Annotated in this window: 31 protein-coding genes; 12 read left to right on the top strand and 19 right to left on the bottom strand. The window is 63.0% G+C overall.

All coding sequences use genetic code 11. From position 1 onward, the window contains the following. Positions 1-2: 2 nt before the first annotated feature. The 6 genes from frr to XW59_RS16005 all read right to left on the bottom strand — a co-directional run bounded on the left by frr (position 3) and on the right by XW59_RS16005 (position 4,557). Positions 3-563: a ribosome recycling factor gene (frr, locus tag XW59_RS16030; protein ID WP_047146092.1), complete on the bottom strand. Its 561-nt coding sequence runs from the start codon at positions 561-563 to the stop codon at positions 3-5. A 58-nt stretch (positions 564-621) separates the two neighbouring features. Then, a complete protein-coding gene (gene pyrH / locus XW59_RS16025; protein ID WP_047146093.1) occupies positions 622-1,344 on the bottom strand; it encodes a UMP kinase in 723 nt (240 codons plus the stop codon). A gap of 100 nt (positions 1,345-1,444) precedes the next feature. Further along, positions 1,445-2,368 carry a translation elongation factor Ts gene (gene tsf / locus XW59_RS16020; protein WP_047146094.1) on the bottom strand — a complete coding sequence of 308 codons (924 nt, stop codon included), beginning with the start codon at positions 2,366-2,368 and terminating at the stop codon, positions 1,445-1,447. Positions 2,369-2,473: 105 nt separating this feature from the next. After that, on the bottom strand, positions 2,474-3,256 hold the full coding sequence (rpsB, locus tag XW59_RS16015) for a 30S ribosomal protein S2 (protein ID WP_047146095.1): 783 nt from the start codon (positions 3,254-3,256) through the stop codon (positions 2,474-2,476). Between the two features lie 170 nt (positions 3,257-3,426). After that, on the bottom strand, positions 3,427-3,723 hold the full coding sequence (locus XW59_RS16010) for a DUF4031 domain-containing protein (RefSeq protein ID WP_047146096.1): 297 nt from the start codon (positions 3,721-3,723) through the stop codon (positions 3,427-3,429). 9 nt (positions 3,724-3,732) lie between these two features. Next, positions 3,733-4,557, bottom strand: coding sequence for a cell envelope integrity EipB family protein (locus XW59_RS16005; protein WP_047146097.1), 825 nt, complete (start codon positions 4,555-4,557; stop codon positions 3,733-3,735). 131 nt (positions 4,558-4,688) lie between these two features. Here XW59_RS16005 and XW59_RS16000 point away from each other — a divergent pair, with 131 nt between their 5' ends. The 4 genes from XW59_RS16000 to XW59_RS15985 all read left to right on the top strand — a co-directional run bounded on the left by XW59_RS16000 (position 4,689) and on the right by XW59_RS15985 (position 7,701). Next, positions 4,689-5,153, top strand: a complete 465-nt coding sequence (locus tag XW59_RS16000; RefSeq protein WP_047146098.1) for a RidA family protein — start codon at positions 4,689-4,691, stop codon at positions 5,151-5,153. Between the two features lie 11 nt (positions 5,154-5,164). Then, positions 5,165-5,878, top strand: a complete 714-nt coding sequence (locus XW59_RS15995; protein WP_047146099.1) for a glycerophosphodiester phosphodiesterase — start codon at positions 5,165-5,167, stop codon at positions 5,876-5,878. Between the two features lie 57 nt (positions 5,879-5,935). Then, positions 5,936-7,165, top strand: coding sequence for a GNAT family N-acetyltransferase (locus tag XW59_RS15990; RefSeq protein ID WP_047146100.1), 1,230 nt, complete (start codon positions 5,936-5,938; stop codon positions 7,163-7,165). A gap of 98 nt (positions 7,166-7,263) precedes the next feature. After that, positions 7,264-7,701 (top strand): HIT family protein, encoded by a 438-nt coding sequence (locus XW59_RS15985; RefSeq protein ID WP_047146101.1) that lies wholly within the window; start codon positions 7,264-7,266, stop codon positions 7,699-7,701. Here the strand turns inward: XW59_RS15985 and XW59_RS15980 are convergent. The 6 genes from XW59_RS15980 to XW59_RS15955 all read right to left on the bottom strand — a co-directional run bounded on the left by XW59_RS15980 (position 7,692) and on the right by XW59_RS15955 (position 13,312). Beyond that, the gene (locus XW59_RS15980) at positions 7,692-8,618 is read right to left on the bottom strand and encodes a phosphatase PAP2 family protein (RefSeq protein WP_047146102.1); all 927 of its coding nucleotides are present in this window, start codon (positions 8,616-8,618) and stop codon (positions 7,692-7,694) included. The two genes, XW59_RS15985 and XW59_RS15980, sit on opposite strands and share 10 nt — an antisense overlap. A gap of 65 nt (positions 8,619-8,683) precedes the next feature. Next, the gene (locus XW59_RS15975) at positions 8,684-9,034 is read right to left on the bottom strand and encodes an AzlD domain-containing protein (RefSeq protein ID WP_047146103.1); all 351 of its coding nucleotides are present in this window, start codon (positions 9,032-9,034) and stop codon (positions 8,684-8,686) included. Further along, entirely contained in the window at positions 9,031-9,774 is a 744-nt protein-coding gene (locus tag XW59_RS15970) for an AzlC family ABC transporter permease (protein WP_137327039.1), read from the bottom strand. The genes XW59_RS15975 and XW59_RS15970 overlap by 4 nt, the downstream gene beginning before the upstream one ends. Before the next feature lie 142 nt (positions 9,775-9,916). After that, positions 9,917-12,379 carry an ATP-dependent Clp protease ATP-binding subunit ClpA gene (gene clpA, locus XW59_RS15965; protein WP_047146105.1) on the bottom strand — a complete coding sequence of 821 codons (2,463 nt, stop codon included), beginning with the start codon at positions 12,377-12,379 and terminating at the stop codon, positions 9,917-9,919. Positions 12,380-12,387: 8 nt separating this feature from the next. Beyond that, on the bottom strand, positions 12,388-12,735 hold the full coding sequence (gene clpS, locus XW59_RS15960) for an ATP-dependent Clp protease adapter ClpS (protein ID WP_047146106.1): 348 nt from the start codon (positions 12,733-12,735) through the stop codon (positions 12,388-12,390). A gap of 247 nt (positions 12,736-12,982) precedes the next feature. Then, on the bottom strand, positions 12,983-13,312 hold the full coding sequence (locus tag XW59_RS15955) for a phasin family protein (protein ID WP_047146107.1): 330 nt from the start codon (positions 13,310-13,312) through the stop codon (positions 12,983-12,985). A gap of 268 nt (positions 13,313-13,580) precedes the next feature. Between XW59_RS15955 and XW59_RS15950 the strand changes: the two genes are divergently transcribed. Continuing rightward, a complete protein-coding gene (locus XW59_RS15950) occupies positions 13,581-14,963 on the top strand; it encodes a D-alanyl-D-alanine carboxypeptidase (protein WP_047146108.1) in 1,383 nt (460 codons plus the stop codon). A gap of 51 nt (positions 14,964-15,014) precedes the next feature. Here XW59_RS15950 and XW59_RS15945 read toward each other — a convergent pair whose 3' ends face one another. The 4 genes from XW59_RS15945 to XW59_RS15930 all read right to left on the bottom strand — a co-directional run bounded on the left by XW59_RS15945 (position 15,015) and on the right by XW59_RS15930 (position 18,403). Further along, positions 15,015-15,710, bottom strand: coding sequence for a DnaJ domain-containing protein (locus tag XW59_RS15945; RefSeq protein ID WP_047146109.1), 696 nt, complete (start codon positions 15,708-15,710; stop codon positions 15,015-15,017). After that, positions 15,707-16,441: a hypothetical protein gene (locus tag XW59_RS15940; protein ID WP_047146110.1), complete on the bottom strand. Its 735-nt coding sequence runs from the start codon at positions 16,439-16,441 to the stop codon at positions 15,707-15,709. The genes XW59_RS15945 and XW59_RS15940 overlap by 4 nt, the downstream gene beginning before the upstream one ends. A gap of 53 nt (positions 16,442-16,494) precedes the next feature. Beyond that, entirely contained in the window at positions 16,495-16,929 is a 435-nt protein-coding gene (locus XW59_RS15935; protein ID WP_047146111.1) for a DUF1489 family protein, read from the bottom strand. Positions 16,930-17,002: 73 nt separating this feature from the next. Then, positions 17,003-18,403: an L-serine ammonia-lyase gene (locus XW59_RS15930; protein ID WP_047146112.1), complete on the bottom strand. Its 1,401-nt coding sequence runs from the start codon at positions 18,401-18,403 to the stop codon at positions 17,003-17,005. Positions 18,404-18,780: 377 nt separating this feature from the next. Here XW59_RS15930 and XW59_RS15925 point away from each other — a divergent pair, with 377 nt between their 5' ends. The 6 genes from XW59_RS15925 to XW59_RS15900 all read left to right on the top strand — a co-directional run bounded on the left by XW59_RS15925 (position 18,781) and on the right by XW59_RS15900 (position 21,632). Then, complete coding sequence (locus tag XW59_RS15925) at positions 18,781-19,389, top strand: transglutaminase-like cysteine peptidase (protein WP_047146113.1); 609 nt, start codon at positions 18,781-18,783, stop codon at positions 19,387-19,389. Positions 19,390-19,641: 252 nt separating this feature from the next. Then, positions 19,642-19,965, top strand: a complete 324-nt coding sequence (locus XW59_RS15920; protein WP_047146360.1) for a metalloregulator ArsR/SmtB family transcription factor — start codon at positions 19,642-19,644, stop codon at positions 19,963-19,965. Next, positions 19,962-20,372, top strand: coding sequence for an SRPBCC domain-containing protein (locus tag XW59_RS15915; protein ID WP_047146114.1), 411 nt, complete (start codon positions 19,962-19,964; stop codon positions 20,370-20,372). The genes XW59_RS15920 and XW59_RS15915 overlap by 4 nt, the downstream gene beginning before the upstream one ends. A gap of 75 nt (positions 20,373-20,447) precedes the next feature. Next, positions 20,448-20,843: a VOC family protein gene (locus XW59_RS15910; RefSeq protein WP_047146115.1), complete on the top strand. Its 396-nt coding sequence runs from the start codon at positions 20,448-20,450 to the stop codon at positions 20,841-20,843. Between the two features lie 37 nt (positions 20,844-20,880). Next, positions 20,881-21,105, top strand: a complete 225-nt coding sequence (locus tag XW59_RS15905; RefSeq protein ID WP_047146116.1) for a hypothetical protein — start codon at positions 20,881-20,883, stop codon at positions 21,103-21,105. 11 nt (positions 21,106-21,116) lie between these two features. Then, the gene (locus XW59_RS15900; protein ID WP_047146117.1) at positions 21,117-21,632 is read left to right on the top strand and encodes a DUF1801 domain-containing protein; all 516 of its coding nucleotides are present in this window, start codon (positions 21,117-21,119) and stop codon (positions 21,630-21,632) included. Between the two features lie 7 nt (positions 21,633-21,639). Here XW59_RS15900 and XW59_RS15895 read toward each other — a convergent pair whose 3' ends face one another. After that, positions 21,640-22,167, bottom strand: a complete 528-nt coding sequence (locus XW59_RS15895) for a gamma carbonic anhydrase family protein (RefSeq protein ID WP_047146118.1) — start codon at positions 22,165-22,167, stop codon at positions 21,640-21,642. Positions 22,168-22,356: 189 nt separating this feature from the next. On the opposite strand from XW59_RS15895, the gene XW59_RS15890 reads away from it, so the two are divergent. Beyond that, on the top strand, positions 22,357-23,073 hold the full coding sequence (locus XW59_RS15890; protein ID WP_047146119.1) for a hypothetical protein: 717 nt from the start codon (positions 22,357-22,359) through the stop codon (positions 23,071-23,073). Between the two features lie 14 nt (positions 23,074-23,087). Here the strand turns inward: XW59_RS15890 and XW59_RS15885 are convergent, their stop codons facing one another. Together XW59_RS15885 and cysE are read right to left on the bottom strand one after the other, a co-directional pair. Further along, positions 23,088-23,297 (bottom strand): DUF3126 family protein, encoded by a 210-nt coding sequence (locus XW59_RS15885; protein WP_047146120.1) that lies wholly within the window; start codon positions 23,295-23,297, stop codon positions 23,088-23,090. Between the two features lie 102 nt (positions 23,298-23,399). Further along, positions 23,400-24,221, bottom strand: coding sequence for a serine O-acetyltransferase (gene cysE, locus XW59_RS15880; RefSeq protein WP_047146121.1), 822 nt, complete (start codon positions 24,219-24,221; stop codon positions 23,400-23,402). Between the last annotated feature and the right edge of the window lie 110 nt (positions 24,222-24,331).

Genomic DNA, 24,331 nt, shown 5'->3' with positions numbered 1-24,331 from the left:
CCTCAGACCTGCATGATCTCGGCTTCCTTCTCCGCGAGGATGGCGTCGATCGAGGTGATCGTATCGTCGGTCATCTTCTGGACGCGGTCGGAATGCACGCGCATGTCGTCCTGGCTGATTTCCCCGTCCTTCTCGGCCTTCTTCACATGTTCCATGCCGTCGCGGCGCACATGGCGCACCGCCACCTTGGCATGTTCGGTGTATTGATGTGCGATCTTCACCAGCTCCTTGCGGCGCTGCTCGTTGAGTTCCGGCAGCGGGATGCGCAAATTGGTGCCGTCGACGATCGGATTGAAACCGAGATTGGATTCGCGGATTGCCCGGTCGACGGCGCTGACCAGCGCCTTGTCCCACACCGACACGGAGATCATGCGCGGCTCCGGCACGGTAACCGTCGCCACCTGATTGACCGGCATCGGCGCGCCGTAGGCCTGGACCAGGATCGGATCGAGCAGGTTCGAGGATGCGCGACCGGTGCGAAGCGACGCCAGGTCGTTCCTGAAGGCGCTGATGGCGCCGTCCATGCGGCGCTGCAGGTCCTTGAAGTCAACTCCGGTGCTCATAATACCTCCGTCTCCGGCCTCGCCGGCAAAGTACACATATGGTTCCAGGCGCCCTTCCTCACGCGTCGCTGACGACGGTGCAGTGGCCTTCGCCCCTCAGAATAGCTCCGAAACCACCTTTTTCATGAATCGAATAGACGATTATCGGAATGTTGTTCTCCCGCGCAAGTGCAATTGCCGCCGTATCCATGATGGAGAGGCCGTTGCGCAGCACTTCGGCATGGGTGATGCGCTCGTATCGGACCGCGCTGGGGTCCTTCTTGGGGTCGGCGGAATAGACGCCGTCGACCTGGGTTGCCTTGAAGAGAGCGTCGGCCCCGATCTCGGCGGCGCGGAGCGCGGCGGCGGAATCGGTCGTGAAGAAGGGGTTGCCCGTGCCGCCGGCGAAGATCACCACCTTGCCCTCGTTCATGTAGGCGGTCGCCTGACGCTGCGAGAAGCTTTCGCAAAGCTCCGGCATGGCGATGGCGGAGAGCACCACCGCGTCGACGCCGATCTTGACCAGCGACGTACGCAACGCCAGCGAATTGATGACGGTGGCCAGCATGCCCATGTGGTCGCCGGTCACCCGGTCCCCGCCCTTCGAAGCGACCGCGACGCCGCGGAAGATGTTGCCGCCGCCGATGACGACACCGACCTCGACGCCGAGATCGCGGGCTTCCTTGATGTCGGCGGCGATGCGGTCGGCCACGGAAACGTCGATGCCGAACCCCTGCTCTCCCATGAGCGCTTCGCCGGAGGCCTTGAGGAGTACGCGTCGATAGGCGGGCGTTGCGGGCATTGGTTCCTCGTCGCTTGATTGTGCGGGCTTCCGATACACGAAGGGCGCCGCGATGTCACGCGACGCCCCGTCGATGTCCCCGAGGGAAATGCCTTGCGGCTTACTTCTTGACCGCGGCGGCAACCTCGGCTGCGAAGTCGGTCTCTTCCTTCTCGATGCCCTCGCCGAGCGCGAAGCGGACGAAGCCGGTGATCTTCGCGGGCGCGCCGATCTCCTTCTCGGCGTCCTTCAGCGCCTGCTCGACGGTCACGTCGGGGTTCATGACGAAGTTCTGCTTCAGGAGCACGACTTCCTCGAAGAACTTGCGCATGCGGCCCTCCACCATCTTTTCGATGATGTTTTCCGGCTTGCCGGATTCGCGGGCCTGGTCGGCGAAGATCGCCTTCTCGCGCGCCACGGCCGCCTGGTCGACCTCTTCGGCCGTCAGGGCGAGCGGGTTGGTCGCGGCGACGTGCATGGCGACCTGGCGGGCGAAGGCGCGCGCCGCATCGGCATTGCCGGTCGTCTCGATCGCCACCAGAACGCCCATCTTGCCGAGGTTTTCGACCACGGAGTTGTGGACGTAGATCGCGACCGCGCCGGAACCGACGCCGAGCTTGGCGGAGCGGCGCAGGCTCATATTCTCGCCGATCGTTCCGATCGCGTCCTTGATCGTGTCGGTGACGGACTTGCCGTTGCCCGGATAGGCGGCGGCGCCCACCGCCTCGACGGAACCGTCGGTGCCGAGAGCGACATTGGCGATGTTGCGGACGATATCCTGGAAGGCGTCGTTGCGGGCAACGAAGTCGGTCTCGGAGTTGACCTCAACCACGACGGCGCTGTTGGCGTCCGAGGCAACGCCGATAAGACCCTCGGCAGCCGTGCGGCCGGCCTTCTTGTCGGCCTTCGCGATGCCCTTCTTACGCAACCAGTCGACCGCGGCTTCCATGTCGCCATTGGTTTCGGCAAGGGCCGCCTTGCAGTCCATCATGCCAGCGCCGGTCATGTCGCGCAGTTGTTTGACCTGTGCAGCGGAAATGCTCATTGTCGCCTCTTTATCTCAAATCCTTCAAAAGGCACGGCGCACCATGGTGTTGCCAGGTGCGCCCGTCGCCCGTTCGGTCATCGTCGGCCCTTCGGGCCGCCGGCGTCAGGCTTCCTTGGAATCCTCGGCCGGGGTCTCGTCGAGCGCAGGCTCGGCCGGAGTTTCGGCCTGCTCGCCAAGGTCGATGCCGAGAGCGCCCTGCTGGCGCTCGATGCCGTCGATCGCAGCCTTGGCGATCAGGTCGCAATAGAGCTGAATGGCGCGTGCGGCGTCGTCATTGCCGGGGATCGGGAAATCGACCCTGTCCGGATCGCAGTTCGAATCGACGACCGCGACGACCGGAATGCCGAGACGCTTGGCTTCCTGGATGGCGATCGCTTCCTTGTTGGTGTCGATCACGAACATAAGGTCCGGCGTGGAGCCCATGTCCTTGATGCCGCCGAGGGCGCGGTCGAGCTTCTCGCGCTCGCGCTCGAGATTCAGGCGCTCCTTCTTGGTGAAGCCCTGGGCTTCCGAAGCGAGCAGCTCGTCGAGTTTGCGCAGGCGCTGGATCGAGTTGGAGATCGTCTTCCAGTTGGTCAGCATGCCGCCGAGCCAGCGCGAATTGACGTAATACTGCGCCGAGCGCTTGGCGGCGTCGGCGACGATGTCCGAAGCCTGGCGCTTGGTGCCGACGAAGAGCACGCGGCCGCCCTTGGCGACCGTGTCGGAAACCTGCTTGAGCGCCTGGTGCAGCAGCGGAACCGTCTGCGACAGGTCGATGATGTGAATGTTGTTGCGGGCGCCGAAGATAAAGGGCGCCATCTTCGGGTTCCAGCGGTGGGTCTGGTGGCCGAAGTGAACACCAGCTTCCAGAAGCTGGCGCATGCTGTAATCAGGCAGAGCCATTCTATTTTCCTTTCCGGTTCAAGCCTCCACGAGCCATCGACAAAGAGGCAAAATGCCCTTTGCCACCGGAGGTCCCAGCCGGATTTCTCCCGGACAGACACCAAAGCCCGTGTGTGGAATGTGCGCGCATATAGTTGGTATCGCCGCGCAATGCAAGCGCCGCCTGCCCGCTATTCGGCGGCCAGCCTGTGGCCGGCTTTCTTTCCGCGCGGCTCGCGCACGCGGCGGAACACCGTCAGGATCTCGGCCCGGCTCGACGGTATGGCGCCCATGCGGACCGCCCGGTCGCGTTCGAACCCGGTCAGGTCGTAATGCGGAGCCGATGTCTTGGGCGGGCCTTGGTAACAGTTGCGATGAATGCCCATGCGCGCGGCGAAGCGATGAAGCTCCTCCTGATCGTCGGCCAGCAGATGGCACCATTTGCGCCCTGCCCAGGCCCAGATCGCCGCGTCGACATAGACCGCCACGGCATGACCCTAGTTCGGACAGGCGGCCGGCGGATCGAACAGCGACAGGTTGACGAGCGTTCCCTTCATGGAGAAGTCGCCGTAATCCATCACGAGATCGCGCGTCACGCCGTTTTCGTGCAGCTTGAAGCTGATGCGGTAGGTCGGCATCTCCTCGCCATCGGCCTCCTCCAGGTCGAAATAGGCGATATCGACGGGCCAGAAGCCGTCCTTGGCGAGCGGTTCCATGGCCTTCAACTCCGGGTCGTCGGCCTTCGCCGGAGCCTCCTTGCCGATGATGACCGTCGTCGTCATGACCTTGTCGGCATCCTCGGAACCGTCGAACAACGTCGTCTCGTAGAAGGTCTCGCCCTTCTCGGCCTTGCCGAGCAGTTCCAGCAGATGCTGCGTGGGGAACTGCGTCGCCTCCAAGACGACCTCCTGCTTCTGCGGCTTGTCGATCGCGACCAGCGTATCGTCCGGCGAAATCTTGGCCGTGCCCTTCAGCTCCTTGTCGAGCGCCTGATCGATGAAGGAGCGGGTGACGAAGCTGAAGCTCTTCCCGGCGCCGTCCTCGTAGGTCGTCGTCTGCTGGTCGGTCATGCGCGACACTTCACTGGTGTCGATCTGGGTAACGAACCGGAAGGTGACGGTATAGCCCTCGCATGCGGAGCCGTTGAACTCGTAGACCATGCGGCCCGAAATGCCGGTGATTCCCGACCTGTCGGAGGCCCGGTCGAGCGCGAGGTCATAGACGGCGCGATGCGGCATCAGGGTTCCGGCGGCGAAGGCCGGAACCGAGACGATGGTTGAGGAGGCGAGAACGGCTGGCAGGGCAAGGCGCGCAAAGCGCATGTATTCTTCTCCGATCCGCGGCGAGGCTGCTGCCGCAATCTATCTGTTCACCACAGAAAATTTTCGTGGCAGAACCGAGGCGAAAATCGCAACCTGTTCATATCCTCGCATGGAAGCATAAGGAATACACAATGGGCGACACAATTGAAAAACGCCTCGCCGGACTGGGCGTGACGATCCCCGCCGCCGCTGCTCCCGCGGCCAACTACGTGCCTTTCGCGCAAAGCGGAAACCTGCTCCTGACCGCGGGGCAGCTCCCGCTGGTCGAGGGCAAGCTGATCGCCACCGGGCTGCTCGGACGCGATCTCGACACCGCCGCCGGCAAGGAAGCCGCCAAAGCCTGCGCGATCAATATCCTCGCCCAGGTGAAGGCGGCCATCGGGGACCTCGAAAGAATCAGGAGGCTGGTGAAGATCACCGTCTTCGTGGCCTCCAGCCCGGATTTCACCGAGCAGCATCTGGTCGCCAACGGCGCGTCCGACTTTTTGGCCGAGGCGCTCGGCGAGCGCGGCAAGCATGCCCGCTCCGCCGTCGGCGTCGCCGTGCTGCCGCTGAACGCGGCGGTCGAGATCGAAGCCATCGTCGAAGTCGAATAGGCGGCGCCCCCATGAGCGACATATCCTGGCTCTCGCGCCGTCCGATCGCCCATCGCGGCTATCACGACATGAACGACCGCCGCTGGGAAAACACGCTCTCGGCCTTCGAGGCGGCGGTCGAGCGCGATTATGCGATCGAATGCGACGTGCACCTCTCCGCCGACGGCGTGCCTGTCGTCTTCCACGACAATGTGCTCAAGCGGCTTACCGGAAACGAGGGCCGTATCTTCGAGAAGACCGCCGGCGAGCTTGCCCAGATGAAGGTCGGCGGCACGGAAGACCACGTGCCGACGCTGGCCGAAATGCTGGCGACGGTACGCGGGCGCGTGCCGCTGATCATCGAATTGAAGGGCATCGAGGGCAAGGACGAGACGCTGGTCGCCAAGGTCGCTCAGGTGCTTTCGGAATATCGGGGCGAAGCGGCGATCATGTCGTTCGACCATTGGCTGATAAGGCAGTTCGCCGCCGATGCGCCCGGCATCCCGGGCGGGCTGACGGCGCATGGCAGGAGCGTCACCGATCTCGAAGCGCATTTTTCGATGCTCGCGCACCCGATCTCCTTCGTGTCCTTCGGCGTGATGGACCTGCCCAATCCCTTCATCACCTTCGTGCGCGAGAAGCTGGCGATGCCCGTCATCACCTGGACCGTGCGCGACGAGAACGCCGCCGAGATCACGGTGGCGCATGCCGACCAGATGACGTTCGAGGGATTCGAGGCCGCTTGAAGCAAGCGTGAACGTCGGCATCTTGCATTGCACAATATGTCGCGTATCTAGTTCGGTATGAACAAAGCGGGCCACGAGGGTGCTTCCGCCGGCGAGAGCGAATTCGTCATTCGCGTCTCGCCGAGCCTTGATGCTTTCTCGCGAAATGAATGGGAAAGCCTGCGCGGCGCTTCGCGCAGACAATCAGATTTTTCTTACAACCCATTCATATCATACGATTTTTTGAAAACGCTGGAAGACAGTGGATGTACGGGACGCGGCGCGGGTTGGCTCGGGCAGCACCTGCGGCTCGAAGGTCCCGGCGGCGCGCTGATCGGCGCGGTGCCCTGTTATCTCAAGACCCACAGCCAAGGCGAGTATGTCTTCGATCACGGCTGGGCCGACGCGTTCGAGCGTGCCGGAGGAAGCTATTATCCGAAGCTGCAGGTCAGCGTGCCGTTCACGCCCGCGACCGGCCCTCGTCTTCTGACAGGCCGCACCGGCGATGCCGCGGCGGTGCGCGCGGCACTTGCCGAAGGGCTGAAGGCCCTGAACGAACGGCTCGGCACGTCCTCGGTCCATGTCACCTTCGCCGAAGCGGAGGAGATCCGCTCGCTGGAGGCCGCCGGCTTTCTTCACCGGACCGACCAGCAGTTCCATTTCGGCAATCCCGGCTATTCCTGCTACGACGATTTTCTCTCGACCCTCGCCTCGCGCAAGCGCAAGGCGCTGAAGAAGGAGCGGCGCGAGGCGCTCGCCGATGGCATCGGAATAGACTGGCTCACCGGCAGCGACCTCACGGAAGCCGTTTGGGACGATTTCTTTGCGTTCTACATGGACACTGGCGGGCGCAAATGGGGCCGCCCCTATCTCAACCGCGAGTTCTTTTCGTTGATCGGCGAGCGGATGAAGGACGACATTCTGCTCGTCATGGCGAGGCGTGCCGGCCGCTACGTCGCCGGCGCGATCAATTTCATCGGGTCGGATACGCTCTACGGCCGCAACTGGGGCTGCATCGAGGATCATCCCTATCTGCATTTCGAGGTCTGTTACCATCAGGCGATCGACTTCGCGATATCGAGGGGTCTGAGGACCGTCGAGGCCGGCGCCCAGGGCGAGCACAAGCTGGCGCGCGGCTACATGCCCGTCACGACGCATTCGGCCCATTTCATCGCCCATCCCGGCCTGCGCAGAGCCGTCGCCGACTATCTCGAACGTGAACGCCGCGACATCGAGGCGGTCGGCGACTATCTGGAGGAACACGGTCCGTTCAGGAAGGACCGGCCGGCGATGGCAAGCGACGAATAACGCGTTTCGCCTTTTTGCGCGCGGCAACCAAGGCTGGCTGTGGACGTATCCGTCGCCATTCGCTACTCCCTATTCGCCAATCGCCTAGTGAGGATGAGATGAGCCAGGCCAGCTACGACCCGAACAATATCTTCGCGAAAATCCTGCGCGGCGAGCTGCCGTCGCACAAGATCTACGAGGACGACGATACCTTCGCCTTCATGGACATCATGCCGCGCGGCGACGGTCATTGCCTGGTGATTCCGAAGAAGCCGGCGCGCAACATATTCGACGTGGAGGACGACAGCCTCGCCGCCGTGGCGCGCACCACGCGCAAGCTCGCCAAGGCCGCCGTCGAGGCGTTCTCTGCCGACGGCGTGATGATCCAGCAATTCAACGAGCAGGCGGGCGGACAGGTGGTGTTTCACCTGCACGTGCATATCCTTCCCCGTTTCGAGGGAATCGCGTTGAAGCCGCATACCGGTCAGATGGCCGATCAGGCGGTGCTTGCCGAACAGGCCGAGAAAATCAAAGCGGTTCTTGCCGCTCAGGCCTGAGGCAGCGGAGAAGCGGTTTCGGCACCAGCCGAGGCCGCCAATGTTCTGCAGGCAATGAAAAGCGCCGCCGCGAAGACCGCTATCCCGCCGAAGATGTCGACCAGATGATGCCCGCCATGGACGAGTATGGCGGGCATCATCAGGAGATTGACGGCAAGGAAGACCGGAAACAACCGTCTCATCGAAGCCGTGAACCAAACGGCCATGCAGGCCATCACCGTGTGGAAGGACGGGAAGGCGATCAGGCCGAGACCGTCCCTGGGCGAAAGCATGATCGGCCCCTCGGCACCGAGGCGGTTGAGTTCGGCGCCATAGAGGGAGCCGACCACCATGCGCAGCGACGCCTCGGTTTCAGCCGGCAGGACATGGTAGGCGGATGGCCCGAAGCTCGGCATGAGCGACCAGATCGCGATCGCCATCAGCGCGGCCAGCATGCCCGTCACCAGGAAGCGGTGCAGGTCGTCGCGGCGTCCGGCAAAGCCCAGGACGACGATCACGACGACAAGCTGTGCCAGCGAACTCAGATAGACCATGCGCAAGACGGCGCCGAACGCCGGAAAGCTCGATACCGCGGTGACGAAACCCGGCCAGGAATAGCCCAGATACCCGTCGATCGTCATAAGGATCGCGTCGATGCGGCGCTCGCCGATGGGCAGGAGCAGATAGTTGAAGAGCGAGCCGGCGATCGTGAACAATATGAAAAGGCCGGTCGCGGTCGCGGCAAGCGAGATTTCCTCGCTGCGGCCGCTGCGGCGATAGAAAAGGCCACAGGCGAAAGCGCCCAGCCCGATCGACACGACACCGGCATAGCCCGACCAGTCGACGTCATGCGCCGCCACGAATATCAGGACAAGGTCGGCCGCCAGCAGAACGGCGGTAATGATCGCGGCAATGCGCTCGCCGGGATGGAGAAGCATGTCTGGCCCCTTCGCCACATGCTCCGTGCCTAGCAGAACTCTTCTAAGAGAAGGCTAATGCCGCTTCAGCCGAGCATCCAGATGCCGCAGAGCAGAACCGCTTCCGCCACGCCGATACCCGCCAGTATATACTTTCCGCCGAAGAGATAGGCGGCGAAACCCGCGGCCGCGGCCCCTACCCTCAACGCCAGCGGAACATCGGCGAGCGCGCCGTTCGGAAAGACGATCAGATTGGCGATGACTGCGGCGACGAGCGCCGTCGCCAGCGCGCGCACGAACACCATGAGATCGGAATCTTCCGAGATGCGCCCGCCGAGATAGACGCCAAGAAAGCGCCAGGCGTCGGTCGCGAGCCATCCGCCGATCAGGATGAAGAGGAAGGGCCACCACCAGGCATCGATCGACCAGAAGGTCATGCAGACGCACCTTTCCGGCGGAAGCGGTGGATGAGATAGGCGCCGCCGCCGCCGATCAGCCCGGCGGCCAGGAGATCGAAGCCCGGCAGGTAGACATGGAACACCGGGCCGAGAACGAGCCCGAAGACCATCGCGACATGGCCCGCCCGTTCACGCGCCGATCCCCACAGCGAGGTCAAAAAATACATCGGCGTGAGCAGAAAAAGCGCGGCCGAGGCGGTCGGCGGCAGCGTTTCGGCAAGCAGGAAGACGACAGCGACGACGATCATGTTGATGAGCACGAGCGTGCCGCCGAGCCCGCCATAGTAGGCCGTGCGCGCCTGTCGCGGCACATGACGCAGACGGTCCATGGCCAGCACCCAGGACGTCACCGCCACGAAATGCGACAGGAAGTAGAGCACCCAGGAACGCGTTTTCTCCGCGCGTAGTTCGGGAACGAGCGCCACCACCATCGGCGCGAGGCGGACGGAGGAAAGCGCGACCGCGAAGGCCGCGGCGGGAAGGGAGTTTCCGGCAATGATCGCGCCGACGAGCACGACCTTGGCCGGCAACGCCCAGATGACGGCCGTCATGAAGACGGTCTGCACGAGCGTCAGGCCGGCCTCCTTCGCCAGACCGGCAAAGCCGATGAAGGCACTGGCAAGAATGAGCGCGGGAACGGAGAAAGCGCCTCTTACGCCTTTGAGATACCAGTGCAGATAGTCAGTGGAATCGCTGGATGGAATTGCTTCGTCGGTCATGTCGCACGACGCATAACACAAGCCGAATTAGCGTGCGACCGGCTTGTTGCTCGGACTTTCGGCGAAGGCCGCCGGAGTGCCCAAAAGAAAACCCCGCGCGCCGGTTGCCGGTTGCGCGGGGTTCTCTGATCGCGGAAGCGTCCTACTTGCGCGGCAGCTGCGGAACGATCGAGCGCTTGGGCTCCCTGCCCTTCGGCGCGGGCTTTGCCTTGGCGGTCGACGCCTTCTTGGCGGCAGGCTTCTTCGCCGGCCGCTTTTTCTTCGGCGCGCTGTCCTCGACGATTTCCTTCTTCGGCTTGACCGGGACCTCGTCGGCGACCGCCTCGAGCTTCAGCTCGGCCGTGCCGGCCTCGTTCTTCTCGACAAGCACGCGGACGGTGCCGCCCTTGCGCAGCTTGCCGAACAGCACCTCGTCGGCGAGCGGCTTCTTGATGTGCTCCTGGATCACGCGGCCGAGCGGACGCGCACCCATGCGCTCGTCATAGCCCTTTTCGGCGAGCCAGGCGACGGCGTCTTGCGTCAGGTCGAAGGTCACGCCGCGCTCGGCAAGCTGTGCCTCGAGCTGCATGACGAACTTCTGGACGACCTGATGGATGACCGGCACCGGCAGGGAGCCGAACGGTATGATCGCATCGAGGCGGTTGCGGAACTCCGGCGTGAAGATCCGGTTGATCGCCTCCATGTCGTCGCCTTCGCGCCTGGAGGAGCCGAAGCCGATCGCGGCCTTGGCGAGATCGGCGGCGCCCGCATTGGTCGTCATGATCAGGATGACGTTGCGGAAATCGATCTGCTTGCCGTTGTGATCGGTGAGCTTACCGTGGTCCATGACCTGCAGCAGGATGTTGAAGAGGTCCGGATGCGCCTTCTCGATCTCGTCGAGCAGCAGCACGCAATGCGGGTGCTGGTCGACGCCGTCGGTCAGGAGGCCGCCCTGGTCGAAGCCGACATAACCGGGAGGCGCACCGATCAGCCGGGAGACCGTGTGCCGCTCCATATATTCCGACATGTCGAAGCGCAGCAGTTCCACGCCGAGCGAGGCGGCGAGCTGCTTGGCGACCTCGGTCTTGCCGACGCCGGTCGGGCCCGAGAACAGGTATGAGCCGATCGGCTTCTCCGGTTCGCGCAGGCCGGCACGCGCCAGCTTGATCGACGAGGCGAGCGCGGTGATCGCCGTGTCCTGGCCATAGACCACGCGACGCAGCTCCGCCTCGAGATTGGCGAGCACCTTCTCGTCGTCGGCCGAGACGGTCTTCGGCGGGATGCGCGCCATGGTCGCGATCGTCGCCTCGATTTCCTTGACGCTGATCGTCTTCTTGCGGCGCGATTCCGGCAGCAGCATCTGCGAGGCGCCGGTCTCGTCGATCACGTCGATCGCCTTGTCCGGCAGCTTGCGGTCATTGATGTAGCGGGCCGAAAGCTCGACCGCCGCCTTGATCGCGTCGTTGGTGTAGCGGACCTTGTGAAAGTCCTCGAAGTAAGGCTTCAGGCCCTTCATGATCGAGATCGTGTCTTCCACGGTCGGCTCGTTCACGTCGATCTTCTGGAAGCGCCGCACCAGCGCGCGATCCTTCTCGAAGAACTGACGGAACTCCTTGTAAGTGGTTGATCCGATGCAGCGAATCGCACCCGATGAAAGCGCTGGCTTGAGCAGGTTCGATGCATCCATCGCGCCGCCCGAGGTGGCACCCGCGCCGATCACCGTGTGAATCTCGTCGATGAAGAGGATCGCGCCCGGATATTCCTCGAGCTCCTTGACGACCTGCTTCAGGCGCTCCTCGAAATCGCCGCGATAGCGCGTGCCGGCGAGAAGCGTGCCCATGTCGAGCGCGAAGATGGTCGCGTCGCCGAGTACGGCGGGCACGTCGCCCTCGACGATGCGCTTGGCCAACCCTTCGGCGATCGCGGTCTTGCCCACGCCGGGATCGCCGACATAGAGCGGGTTGTTCTTGGAGCGGCGGCACAGGACCTGAATCGTGCGGTTGATCTCGCTCTCGCGGCCGATCAGCGGGTCGATCTTGCCGAGCTTGGCCTTGGCGTTGAGGTTCACGCAGTATGCGGTCAGCGCATCCTGCTGCTTCTTCTTGCCGTTGTCCTCGGCTTCGCCGCCGGGCTGGCCGGAATGATCCTCTTCGGCTCCGCGCGGGCTGCGCGTCTCCGTCGCGCCCGGGCGCTTGGCAATGCCGTGGCTGATGTAGTTGACCGCGTCGTAGCGGGTCATCTGCTGTTCCTGGAGGAAGTACGCGGCGTGGCTCTCGCGCTCGGCGAAGATCGCCACGAGCACGTTGGCGCCGGAGACTTCCTCGCGGCCGGATGACTGCACATGGATCACCGCGCGCTGGATGACGCGCTGGAAGCCGGCGGTCGGCTTGGAATCCTCGTCATATCCGGTCACCAGATTGTCGAGTTCGGTATCGATGTAGCTGAGAACGGTCTGCTTCAGTTCGTCGAGATTGACGTTGCAGGCACGCATGACGGCGGACGCGTCTTGATCGTCAAGAAGCGCCAGCAGGAGATGTTCGAGCGTTGCGTATTCGTGGTGGCGCTCGTTTGCGAAAGTGAGCGCCTGGTGGAGCGCCCTTTCAAGGCCTTGGGAGAAAGCCGGCATTCAAAACCTCACTTTTTCTCCATCACGCATTGCAGCGGATGCTGGTGCTGGCGGGCGAAATCCATAACTTGCGTCACTTTGGTCTCCGCCACCTCAAATGTATAGACTCCACATTCACCGACGCCGTGATTGTGAACATGAAGCATGATCCTGGTTGCAGCTTCCCTGTCCTTCTGGAAGAAGCGCTCCAGTACGTGAACGACGAACTCCATCGGGGTGTAGTCGTCGTTGAGGATCAGGACGCGGTAGAGTGACGGTTTCTTCGTCTTGGGCTTCGCCCGCGTGATGACCGCTGTTCCGCGTGAAGGGCCCGTTCCGCCCTCGTCGCCTTGCATTTTTGCCGCGCTCCTCAGCATGGCTTCCCCGCCGGTCGTCACCAAATTCCTTCCTTCTTGCCTGCCCGTCCAATGTTCGACATGTAGGCATTTCCTTGAGGATTTTAAGGCCTTCTTTCCCGCTGACAATATGGCCGGCTTCACGACGTGGCGAAATTGATCGGCCGCGGGACACAAAAGGCATCGAAACAAAGAAACCCGGCCGCGCCACGCACGACCGGGTTCGCCGCGAGCAGCCAGGCCCGCGAAAAAAGCGAATCCGCTTGATCTATTTCGCCTTGGCGACGACCGATTCGAACGGCTTGTAGGCATCCTTGGCAATGTCGGCGTAAAGCTCGCCCATCCTGGTGGCCTGCGTTACGAAGCTTTCATAGGCCTGCTTGGCGTAGTCGGCCTGGATCTCCGCGGCCTTCTCCAGCGACTTCGCCGAGGCGAGCTTCTCGACCACGGCGCTGCCGGTCTCGTACGCCTTCTTGGAATACTCCGTCGCCTCGACGGAGATGACCTGAAGGCCCTTGGAAAGGGAGGCGAAGCTCTTGAGGCCGGAATCGAGGAATTCCTTGCCAACTTTGTTGGCGTCTTCAAACGACTGCATCATCTGCGCATTTACCTTTCGAATGCCGGGGAGGTGAGATGAACGCGATTGTGCGTTGCATAAAAAACTAAAGTGCACTGCACAAAAAGTCAACAAACTGCCACAAACCTGTCATCTCCCCTGGCTGCGACAGGAAAGCAACGATCGATAAATTACCGCAAAAATGGTGAACGGCCCGGTTACCATAAACGGATTGGTAACCCGATGGCTTCTAAGGTCGGAGCTTGGGGCGGCGGAAAAAATGCCGCAGTTGCGATCCGAATAAGAAACCATGGGTGTAATCGTGCGTCAGGTGTGGGCAGGCTTTTTCTCGCGTATACCGTATTCCTCCAAATCCCTCCTGGTCATGCTGATGGCGCTGGCGATAGCCGCCGGAAACGCCGGGCAGGCATCGGCCAATCCGCGCTATGCCGCCTATGTGATGGACGCCAAGACCGGCCAGGTGCTCTTCCAGAGCAACGGCAACGACAGGCGCTACCCCGCATCGCTCACCAAGATGATGACGCTCTATCTCGTGTTCGAGGCGATGAACGCCGGGCGCATCAACAAGAACACCCGCATTCGGGTTTCCGCCAATGCCGCCGCGGAACCGCCGACGAAGATCGGGCTCAAGGCGGGATCGACCATCACGGTCGAAAACGCGATTCTCGCCCTGATCACGCGCTCGGCCAACGACATGGCCACGGCGCTCGGCGAGCATCTCGGTGGCTCGGAAGCCAACTTCGCCAAGATGATGACCGCCAAGGCGCGTCAGCTCGGCATGGATTCGACGCAATTCCGCAACGCCCACGGACTGCCCAACAACGCGCAGTACACGACGGCTCGCGACATGGCGATCCTGGGCATCGCGCTGCGCGAGCACTTCCCGCGGCAATATCCGTATTTCTCCACGACCTCCTTCACGCTCGGCAAGACGCGCTACAACAACCACAACCGTCTTCTGAATCGCGTGGAGGGCGTCGACGGCATCAAGACCGGCTACATCCGTGCCTCGGGCTTCAATCTCGTCACCTCCGTCCAAAACAACGGCCGCAGCGTCGTCGCCGTGGTCATGGGCGGGCAGTCCGCCAAGAGCCGTGACGATCACATGGCCGCGCTCATCAGGGAATACCTTCCCAAGGCGTCGCGTGGCGGCGGCGGCCAGCTCATCGCCTCGCGTACGCTGACCCCGTCGACGGCGGTCGCGGCTTCCGCCGTCGCATTGCCGAAGCGCAACATACCGACGCCCGATTTCCGTCCGCAGGACGAGATCGGCCAAATCGCGGTCGCCGCCTATGCGCAGGAGCCGGCGGCCGCCCGCTTTGCTCCCCCCGTCCCGATCCCGAGCCCGGTGGTCGCCGCCAGCGAGGCCATCGAGGCGGCAACGCCGATCGATCCGGTCCAGACCGCCTCGACGACCCGGCCCAGCGCCGGCTGGGTGATCCAGGTCGCCTCCTCTCCGTCCGAACGTGAGGCGAAGGCCTTCCTTGAAAGCACGACGCAGAAGGCTTCCGGCCTGCTCGCGAATGCCACGGCCTTCACCGAAACGTTCGACAACAAAGGCACCACCTTCTTCCGCGCGCGCTTCGGCGGCTTCGGCTCCAAGAACGAGGCATGGAACGCGTGCGGCGCGCTGAAGAAGAAGAAGATCGATTGCTACGCGGTGCAGCTCTAGGAGGTTCGCACCGTCATCTTTCCCGGTTTGTGTTCGTGTCCAGGGGAGAAGTTAGTCGTGATCAGAGAGCAGGACATCCTTGGCTTCGTTGATACGCGCAGCAAGGAAAGAAGTACCACCGAGATCGGGGTGCAGGCGCTGCATCAGGCGGCGGTGCGCCTTGCGGATCTCCGCCGTGCTGGCTCCCGTTTCAAGACCAAGGATCTCGTAGGCCTCCTGCTTAGTCATGGGGCCCGAAGCTGGCGCGCGAGCCTGCCCGCCGCCCGCGTTCATCTGCGCGTCCTCACGCCAGAGGGGAAAGCGGCCGTCAAGATAGGTCTCAAGTAGCTGCAGGCTTTCGCCGTCCGAGGAAAGGTCGCTGGCGAGCGAAAGCAATTCCGTAAGCGACATAGAGCCCAGTTCGCGGCCCTCGAAGCCACCGGCCAGCACAAGGCCCTCCAGCGCGCCGGTGTCGTGATCGAGCTCCATTTCCAACGCCGCCGTCCTCACCGTCGAGTGTCTTCCCGGTGAAGGTTTGCCGCCGCTCCTGAAGCGGTTCGACGTATACCAGGCGACGGCGCCCGAGATCAGCATGCCGCCGATGCCCGCCCTGCCCAGGAACAACAGTCCGACGCCGACGATGCCCAGGATCAGCGGCCCGGACAGCCGCAGCCCGGCGGCCAATCGCGACGCATCGGCCCGTATGAACAGCGCGCCGACCAGCGCGACGATCAGCAGCGCGGCGGACAGATAGAACATCACCGTCATCTGCGCCTGTTGCCCGTCAAATGCTCGATCATGAGGCGGTCTTCCGGCTGGCCGCGTGCCTCTAGCGCCTTCAACCCTCCGGAAGCGAACACGGCCACGGCCGAAAGCAGCTTCGCCAGCTCCGAAGCCGCGTTGCGGTCGAAGCGGAACCAGGCACCCTTGGAGAGTCGGGAGATCTCCTTGAAGGCGGTTTCGGCGACGGGGTCGTGTCCTTCCTGAAAGATGAAGACGGGCAGGCCGTGGAGGCCGAGTCTTCCAGCCTTTTCCGCAAGGTCGTCGATATCCTCCTCCATCGCGTCGCCGACATAGACGAGTGCGTTGACCTTTTCCCGCTCCGCTTCCTTCAACGCATGCGACAGGACCTTGCCGATCTGCGTGTGGCCGCCGCGGCAATCTATCCTCGTCATCAGCGATTTCAGCGCATCGGTATCACTGACGAAGCGCGAGGAACGGCATTCGCCGAAGCCGCGGAAATAGACGAGCTGCACATTGAGGCCGCCGGTTCTGCCGACCGCGTCGAACATCTCCGCCTGCAGCGTGCAGGCAAGATCCCAGGTCGGCTGGCGGCTCATCGTCGCGTCCAGCGCCAGGATCAGCCTGCCGCCGCCCTTGGTCCCGGGTTGGGCGAGCGCCCTCGCCTGCCGGACGAAGGCGTCGACGGCGGCGGAATCCGAACGAGGCCCTTGCGGAACCTGGTTTGTACGGCGGGCAGGTGTCTTCTCGTCGCTCATGGAAAGAACATGTGGCGGGAAGCCGGAGCTTGCAAGAGGCGGGTCGGCTTAGGCTAGAGAAGGCCGAGTTCGGAGAGTTCCCGCTGCAGCTTCTGCGGCAGCTCCTCTCCGCCGGCGCCATTGGCGAGGTCGCCCGGAGCGTCTTCCGGCTTAAGGTAACGCCAGCCCTGGAACGGCCGCCGCGGCTGCCAATGCGTGCGTATGACGACGGGCTCGAAGACCAGATGGCACCGCCCGATGCCTTCACCGTCGGTGAAAGGGCGAATGTCGGCCAACCTCTGCCGGCATTGAACGCCGCCCTTGATGATCCAGTATAGCGAACCGCCGTCGAGCAGCTCGTCGACGCGCTTGGGCACCATGCGGGTGGTGTGGAACTGCTCCACCGGCTGGCCCGCCCGCCGCTTCTCCTCGAGGCGGAACCGTATCCACTCCTCGAGGTCCTCGACGCTGTCGCAACCGACACAGAGCTTTATGAGATTGAGTGACATGGTTCCAGTCTAGAGCCTGTCGGCCCGGCAATGAAGCCCGCGCGACCATCGCTCCACAGGTGGAAGCCGACGCTCAGCATTCCACCACATTGACGGCGAGGCCGCCGAGGCTCGTTTCTTTGTAGCGCTCGTTCATGTCGAGGCCGGTCTGTCTCATCGTCTCGATCGCGGCGTCGAGCGGCACGAAATGCGTGCCGTCGCCCTTGATCGCCAGCGAGGCCGCCGTCACCGCCTTCACCGCGCCGAGCGCGTTGCGTTCTATGCAGGGAACCTGCACCAGCCCGGCGATCGGGTCGCATGTCATGCCGAGATGATGCTCGAGCGCGATTTCCGCGGCGTTCTCCACCTGCGGCGGCGTGCCGCCCATCACCGCGGCCAGGCCCGCGGCAGCCATGGCGGAGGCGGAGCCCACCTCGCCCTGGCAGCCGACCTCGGCGCCCGAAATCGACGCATTGTGCTTGATGATGCCGCCGACGGCCGCCGCCGTCAGGAGGAAATCGCGAATGCTCGCCTGGTCGGCGTCGGCGTGAAAATGCAGCCAGTAGCGCATCACCGCGGGCACGACGCCGGCCGCGCCGTTGGTGGGCGCGGTCACGACGCGGCCGCCCGCCGCGTTCTCCTCATTGACGGCCATCGCGTAGATGGAAAGCCAATCATTCGCCAGCAGCGGGTTCGGACGATTGCGCTGCCACTCCTCCTGCAGCTTGTCGTGCAACTGGCGGGCGCGGCGGCGCACCTTCAGCCCGCCGGGCATGATCCCTTCCTGGGAAAGTCCGCGCTCGATGCAGGCGCGCATGACCTCCCAGATACGGTCGAGCCCGTCGTCGAGATCCTCGCGCGCCATATGCGCTTCCTCGTTGGCGCGTTTCATTTCAGCTATCGACAAACCGCCGTCGGCGGCCATGGCGAGCATTTCCCTGGCATTGCGAAACGGATAGGGCACCGACTTGCTCGATGACGCGGCTGCCTGCGACTTCAATCGTTGCAGCTCTTCCTCCGAAACCACGAAACCGCCACCGATCGAATAATAGACCCGGCGCAGGAGCAGCCTGCCTTGCGCGTCGAAGGCGGAAAAGGCCATGCCGTTGGCATGCCCGGGAAGCGGCGTCTTCTTGTCGAGCACGAGATCGGCCCGCGGATCGAAACGGTAGGTCGGATGTCCCGGCGGCGTCACCGATTTCTCTTTGCCAACCTGCGTCATGAGCGCGTCGGTCCGGTCGGGATCGACCGTCACCGGCGTCAGCCCGCATAGCCCGAGGACGACCGCCCTGTCCGTGCCGTGCCCTACCCCGGTGAAGGCCAGCGAGCCGTGCAGGCTGACGGCGAGCCGATCCACAGCCACACCCTGCGGCCGCGGCCAGTCGTCCCCCGCGATCTCGTCGAGAAAGCGGGCCGCGGCCGTCATCGGCCCCATCGTGTGGGACGAGGAAGGACCGATGCCGATCTTGAAGAGATCGAATACGGAAAGGAACATGCACTAACTCCGCAGGACCGATATGGACGAGCAAGCGACCTTTGGCGCTTTGATCGTTCGAAGCGCGATGTTTGGCGGCTTTCGCGGCGCTGGCAATAGGACAGGCCGACCTTCTTTTTGCTTCCAACGACACGCAAGCCGATAGCGGGTTTCCGCGCGCAAGGCCGTTGCCGGCCTTCCCATCAGATGGGATCGAAGGCGGCAAGTTGTAAGGGATCGATAAAATTCTAGGTAAAAAATCGCTGAAATCTTTATTCTTCTTTTATTCACAATTCTTCTCAAGTCCTTTCAAATTTGACTTAGTTTCTACCTCCGGCCTTTGCGTCAAATAAATCCGGGTCTGCGATTGTGCTCTCAAACGGGGAGACAAAATCGCAATGGGGATTGCAAAACATATTCTGCGCCTGGCACTTCTCGCCGGCATGCTCGCGACGGGAGCAATAACGGCGGCGGCGCAGCCCTTCATGCAGACGGGCGGGATCACGACCCAGCCGATCGGTCATTATGAATTCTGCCAGCGCATGCCGCGGGAGTGCGTCGCCACGCCCAAGCAGAAGCCGATCGAGCTTACCCGGCAGGTCTGGGCCCGGATCATCGAGGTGAACAATCTCGTCAACACGATGGTCACCCCTCGCACCGACATGGAGATGTGGGGCGTGGAGGAATATTGGTCCTATCCGGTCAATGGCGAAGGCGATTGCGAGGACTACGTGCTTGAAAAGCGCAAACGCCTGATCGCGGCCGGCGTTCCGGCATCGAACCTGCTGATCACCGTCGTTCGCCAGCCGAACGGCGACGGCCATGCGGTGCTCACCGTCAGCACCAGCCATGGCGATTTCATCCTCGACAATATCGAGGGGCGCGTCCTCGCCTGGACGGATACCGATTACGAATATCTGAAGCGCCAGTCGACGAAGCACGCAGGCATCTGGGTTTCGATCGACGACAGCCGCGACATCCTCGTCGGCAGCGTCAAAAGCAACTAGGCCAGGCTTCTGGCCAGGGACACCCGGTCGAGTCCCCACCCTCCCCGTCCCCAACGACCGGGTCAGGAGCCGGCTCTTTCCCCAAGAGCCGGCTCCGCTTTTTTTCTAGAAGCAAGGAACCGTCGCTCCGGATTTTCCCGCCTTCGGCAAGATTTGTCTGGCCGCGCTTTTATGGGCGCCTGCGGCGATCCTTGACCTACCCATATCTCGATGGTTATAAGTCAATCAATAGCCACCGAGTTATTGATCGAAATGCCGAACGCCCACGATGTGCTCTTCAGGACGCTCGCCGACCCGACCCGCCGGGCGATATTCGAACGGCTGTGCAGCGAGGGAGAGCAGACGGTCGGAGCGCTGACGGTCCGCGCCGGGGTTTCGCAGCCGGCCGTTTCAAAGCACCTCGCGCTCCTGAAGCAGGCGGGACTGGTGCGTGATCGTCACGAAGGACGCCGGACGCATTATAGCGCGCAGCTCGGCGCGCTGACCCCGCTGATCGATTGGACAAACCAGATGGCGGGTTTTTGGGAGAGCCGGTTCGACAACCTCGAAGACCTGCTGAAGAGGATGGACCAATGAACGAAACGTCCACCGAAACGCTTTCCGTCATCGTCGAACGCGACATACCCTATCCGCCGGAGAAGATCTGGCGCGCGCTCACGCAATCGCACCTGATCGAGGAATGGCTGATGAAGAACGACTTCAAGCCGGACAAGGGCCACCGTTTCAATATGAGCGCGAACTGGGGCGCCGTGGACTGCGAGGTCCAGACGGTCGAGCAAGACAAGGCGCTGACATACACATGGGACACCAAGGATCTGAAAAGTGTCGTCAGGTGGACGCTCACCCCTACGAGCACGGGAACCCGCCTGCGCATGGAGCAGTCGGGCTTCCGACCCGATCAGCAGCCTTACTACCGGGGCGCCAAGGTCGGGTGGCCGCAATTCCTTACCGCCCTGGAGCAGGTCCTGGAGCGGATGGACTGACGCCGGTCGGCGCGATGCGGAGCTCGCCCTCCCGGCGAAGCGACCATCGTGAAGGCGTGCAACGGAGGACGAACGATGAAGATCAAATTGACCAGCGTGTATGTGGACGACCAGGAAAGGGCCTTGCGCTTCTATACCGAGGTGCTTGGCTTCACCAAGAAGACCGATGTCAGCAACGGACCGTATCGCTGGCTCACCGTGGCCTCACCCGAGGAGGCGGACGGAACCGAACTGCAACTCGCGCTCAACGACAATCCGGCGGCCAAGACCTACCAGCAGGCCATCTTTGAACAAGGCCAGCCGGCCGCCATGTTCCATGCCGACGATGTCGAGGCCGAGTATGAACGCATCAAGGCGCGCGGCGCGGAGTTCACGATGCCGCCGACGGAGGTGATGCGCGGCGTGACCATTGCCCAGCTGAACGACACCTGCGGCAACCTCGTTCAAATCAACCAGCTTGCCCGTCGCTAGGACAGGCACCTGGGCCCATCTTCTCAAGGAGGTCGCATTGAACTGGAACTTTTGGGTTCGGCAGATCCACCGCTGGCTGTCCATCGTCTTCACGGTGATCGTTGCCGCCATCTTCGGCGCCCTGGGATTGGGCCGGGAGCCTGCGGAGTGGATTTATCTCCTGCCGTTGCTCCCCCTCGCCTTTCTTCTGCTCACCGGTCTCTACATGTTCGTGCTGCCCTATGCCGCGAGATGGCGCGGCGGGCGAGGCACCATCGGATAGGAGAGAACGCGATGGCCAAGACACCCGATAAACCGTCGAAGGGCGTAAAGGGCCCTGTCACCAAGGCAAGCGCAGGGCGAACGGCCGCGCGCTCCAAGACGGCGCCGAAGCCGCAATCCGGCGAGGTCGTCCTCCTCTCGGGCGGCAACCCGCAGATCGCGAAGGGCTATGGCGACGGCCCCGTGCAGGCCTACATCGCCGCCATGCCGGGCTGGAAAAGCGACATCGGGCGCCGCCTCGACGCGCTCATCGTGCGCACCGTCCCCGGCGTGCGCAAGGCGGTGAAATGGAACTCTCCCTTTTACGGGGTCGAGGACGAAAGCCAGGGCTGGTTCCTCAGCCTCCACTGCTTCACGAAATACGTGAAGGTGATCTTTCTGCGCGGTGCGTCCCTCGCCCCTCTCCCGCCCGGCCCATCCAAGCACCCGGCGGTTCGCTATCTCGACATCCACGAGGGAGAGTTCGACGAGGCGCGGTTCGTCGACTGGATCAAGCAAGCCAGCCGGTTGCCCGGCGAACGATTGTGAGCTTCGATCAGATCTTCTTCAGGCCGTTGCGGAAACGCTTGCCGTTGGCGACATAGAGCCGGGCCGATCGATCGAGCCGTTTTACCGCTTCCTCGTCCAGCGTCCGCACCGCCTTCGCCGGGACCCCGACGATCAGCGAATTGTCGGGAAACTCCTTGCCCTCGGTCACCAAGGCTCCCGCCCCCACCAGGGAATTCCTGCCGATGCGTGCGCCGTTGAGAATGGTGGCGCCCATGCCGACGAGGCTGTTGTCGCCGATCGTGCAGCCATGCAGGATGGCACGGTGCCCGATCGTGCAATTGCGCCCGACCGTCAGCGGAAAACCGGGATCGGTGTGCATGACGGTGTGTTCCTGGATGTTCGATCCCTCTCCGACCACGATCGGCTCGTTGTCGCCGCGCAGTACGGCGCCGAACCACACGCCGACGTCAACGCCCAGCCTCACCTTGCCGATGATCGTCGCATCAGGTGCGATCCAGTTGGTGGTCTCGTCGTCCAGTTCCGGCGCGGCGCCGTCGAGTTCGTAGAGCGGCATTCTTCCTCCAGTAAGATCGATTTCGCGCGGCAGGCAAGCCGCGCGGCGATACGGAATTTATGCATTCCGGCATGCTTCTTGTCACGCGCATGCCGGGAATTAACAATCCATTTACCATGACCATCCAATGATCGTCCCGATCAGGCTGGCAGGAATGCGGACAATTCGAGCGTCCGCGCGGGACGGGAAATGACGACGGATTTCAACGTGCAGGCGGTGCGGCCCAACTTCGTCGTGCGGGTCTTCTACATCTTCCTTGCCCTGGCATTGCTGTCCGCCGCCATCAGCGTCGCCGGAAAATGGATCGGCCGGTCGATCGTGCTCGCCGGACACACCGAAGACCGGACGATCCACGAGGTGGTCATCGGCAATGACGTGCTGGCCATACCCGCCAACATGATCCGTTTCGAAGCCTCGCGGCGCGACGGCGTCGCGTCCCGCGTCGATCTATACCTGCGCTGGCCGGACATGGACGGCTACACCACCGACGCCCGGGACGACTTCAACCATGCCGGCGGCTCCAAAAACATCATCTTCATGTCGTTCGAGCCACGGCTGATGTCGCGCGACATGGGCGGGCGCTACGGTCCGATCTACAGCTCGCTGGTGGAAAAGCCCGGACGACCCGGCCCCAACGGGCTGACGGTCCATGATTTCATCGAGCAGTCGGGCTACAAGGACGAGGTGCTGGTGGTCGGCGACCGCGGCGGCCGGGTTCCGTTCGTCGCCCGCTGCCTGTCGGGTGCGGCGGCGAAGGAATCGCTTGCGCCCTGCGAACGCGACGTCCACATCGGCAAGGGTCTCAATCTCGTCTATCGGATGCCGGCGGAACTTGCCGCGCAGTGGCGCGAGGTCGATCCGGCGATCATGGCCGCCGCAAGGAAGTTCCTGCGAACGGCCGAGTGAGCGGCTGCGAGAGCTCAGCTCAGGTCGATGTCGAGGATCGCCATCGAGAAATTGTAGGAAAGATCGCCGTCGTCATCATCCTTGAAGATGATGCCGAGGAACTCGTCGCCGAGATAGAGCTCGCACGAATCGTCCTTGCGCGGCCGCGCCTTCACCTGCAGTTGCGGGTTCTGGAAGGTGCGCTTGAAATACGCGTCGAGCTTTCTGATTTCTTCCGGTTTCAACACTTCTCTCCGGTCGGCTACGTGGGAAGGCGCTTCTGGCACGCTACCGACACGCATGTAAAGCCCGCGGACGGGCTTTCAACGGCTATCGGGAGAGAAGCCTCAATTCTCGCCTGCGAGCAACTGGTCCATGGCACGCGAAGGCTCGTCGCAACCCGCCTCGCCGACGATGCGGGCCGGCACGCCGGCAACGGTCTTGTTGGCCGGGATCGAGGTCAGCAGAACCGAGCCGGCCGCAACCTTCGAGCAATGGCCGACCTCGATATTGCCGAGGATCTTGGCGCCCGCGCCGATCAGCACGCCGTGGCGGATCTTCGGATGCCGGTCGCCGCCCGCCTTGCCGGTACCGCCGAGCGTTACCCCGTGCAGCATGGAAACGTCGTCTTCGACGATCGCGGTCTCGCCTACCACGAGCCCCGTCGCATGATCGATGAAGATGCCCTTGCCCATCTTCGAGGCCGGATGGATGTCGGTCTGGAACACGGCTGAGGACCGGCTCTGCAGATAGAGCGCGAAGTCGCGGCGACCCTGTCCCCACAGCCAGTGCGCCAGGCGATGGGTCTGGATTGCGTGAAAACCCTTGAAATAGAGGACCGGCATCATGAAGCGGTCGCAGGCCGGATCGCGGTCGTAATAGGCCTGGATGTCGACGCGCACGATCGTGCTCCATTCCGGTACGTCTCGCCGCATCGCCTGATAGGTCTGCCGGATCAGGTCGGCGCCCATATCGGGATGGTCGAGCCGCTCGGAAAGCCGGTGGATCACCGAATCCTCGAGACTGTCGTGGTTGAGGATCGTCGAATAGAGAAACGCCGCCAGCAGGGGATCGTGTGCGACCGCCTCGCTCGCCTCCTCGCGGATCGCGCTCCAGATCGGGTCGATCGGCTGCACGCTGCTTGCCCTGATCGCGCTTTGATTGCTCATTCATATTCTCCCGTGCAAACGGCTTGCCTTCCGGAGACGGGAAACATACTCCCGATCGCGGCTGGAATGAACTTCAATTTGCTTAATAACACTTCAATTGGATTCCCATC

Source organism: Aquamicrobium sp. LC103 (assembly GCF_001014615.2).
Taxonomy (GTDB): Bacteria; Pseudomonadota; Alphaproteobacteria; order Rhizobiales; family Rhizobiaceae; genus LBCQ02.
Note: the sequence above shows the minus strand (reverse complement) of the source record. Positions and strands in the feature narration are given on the sequence as shown.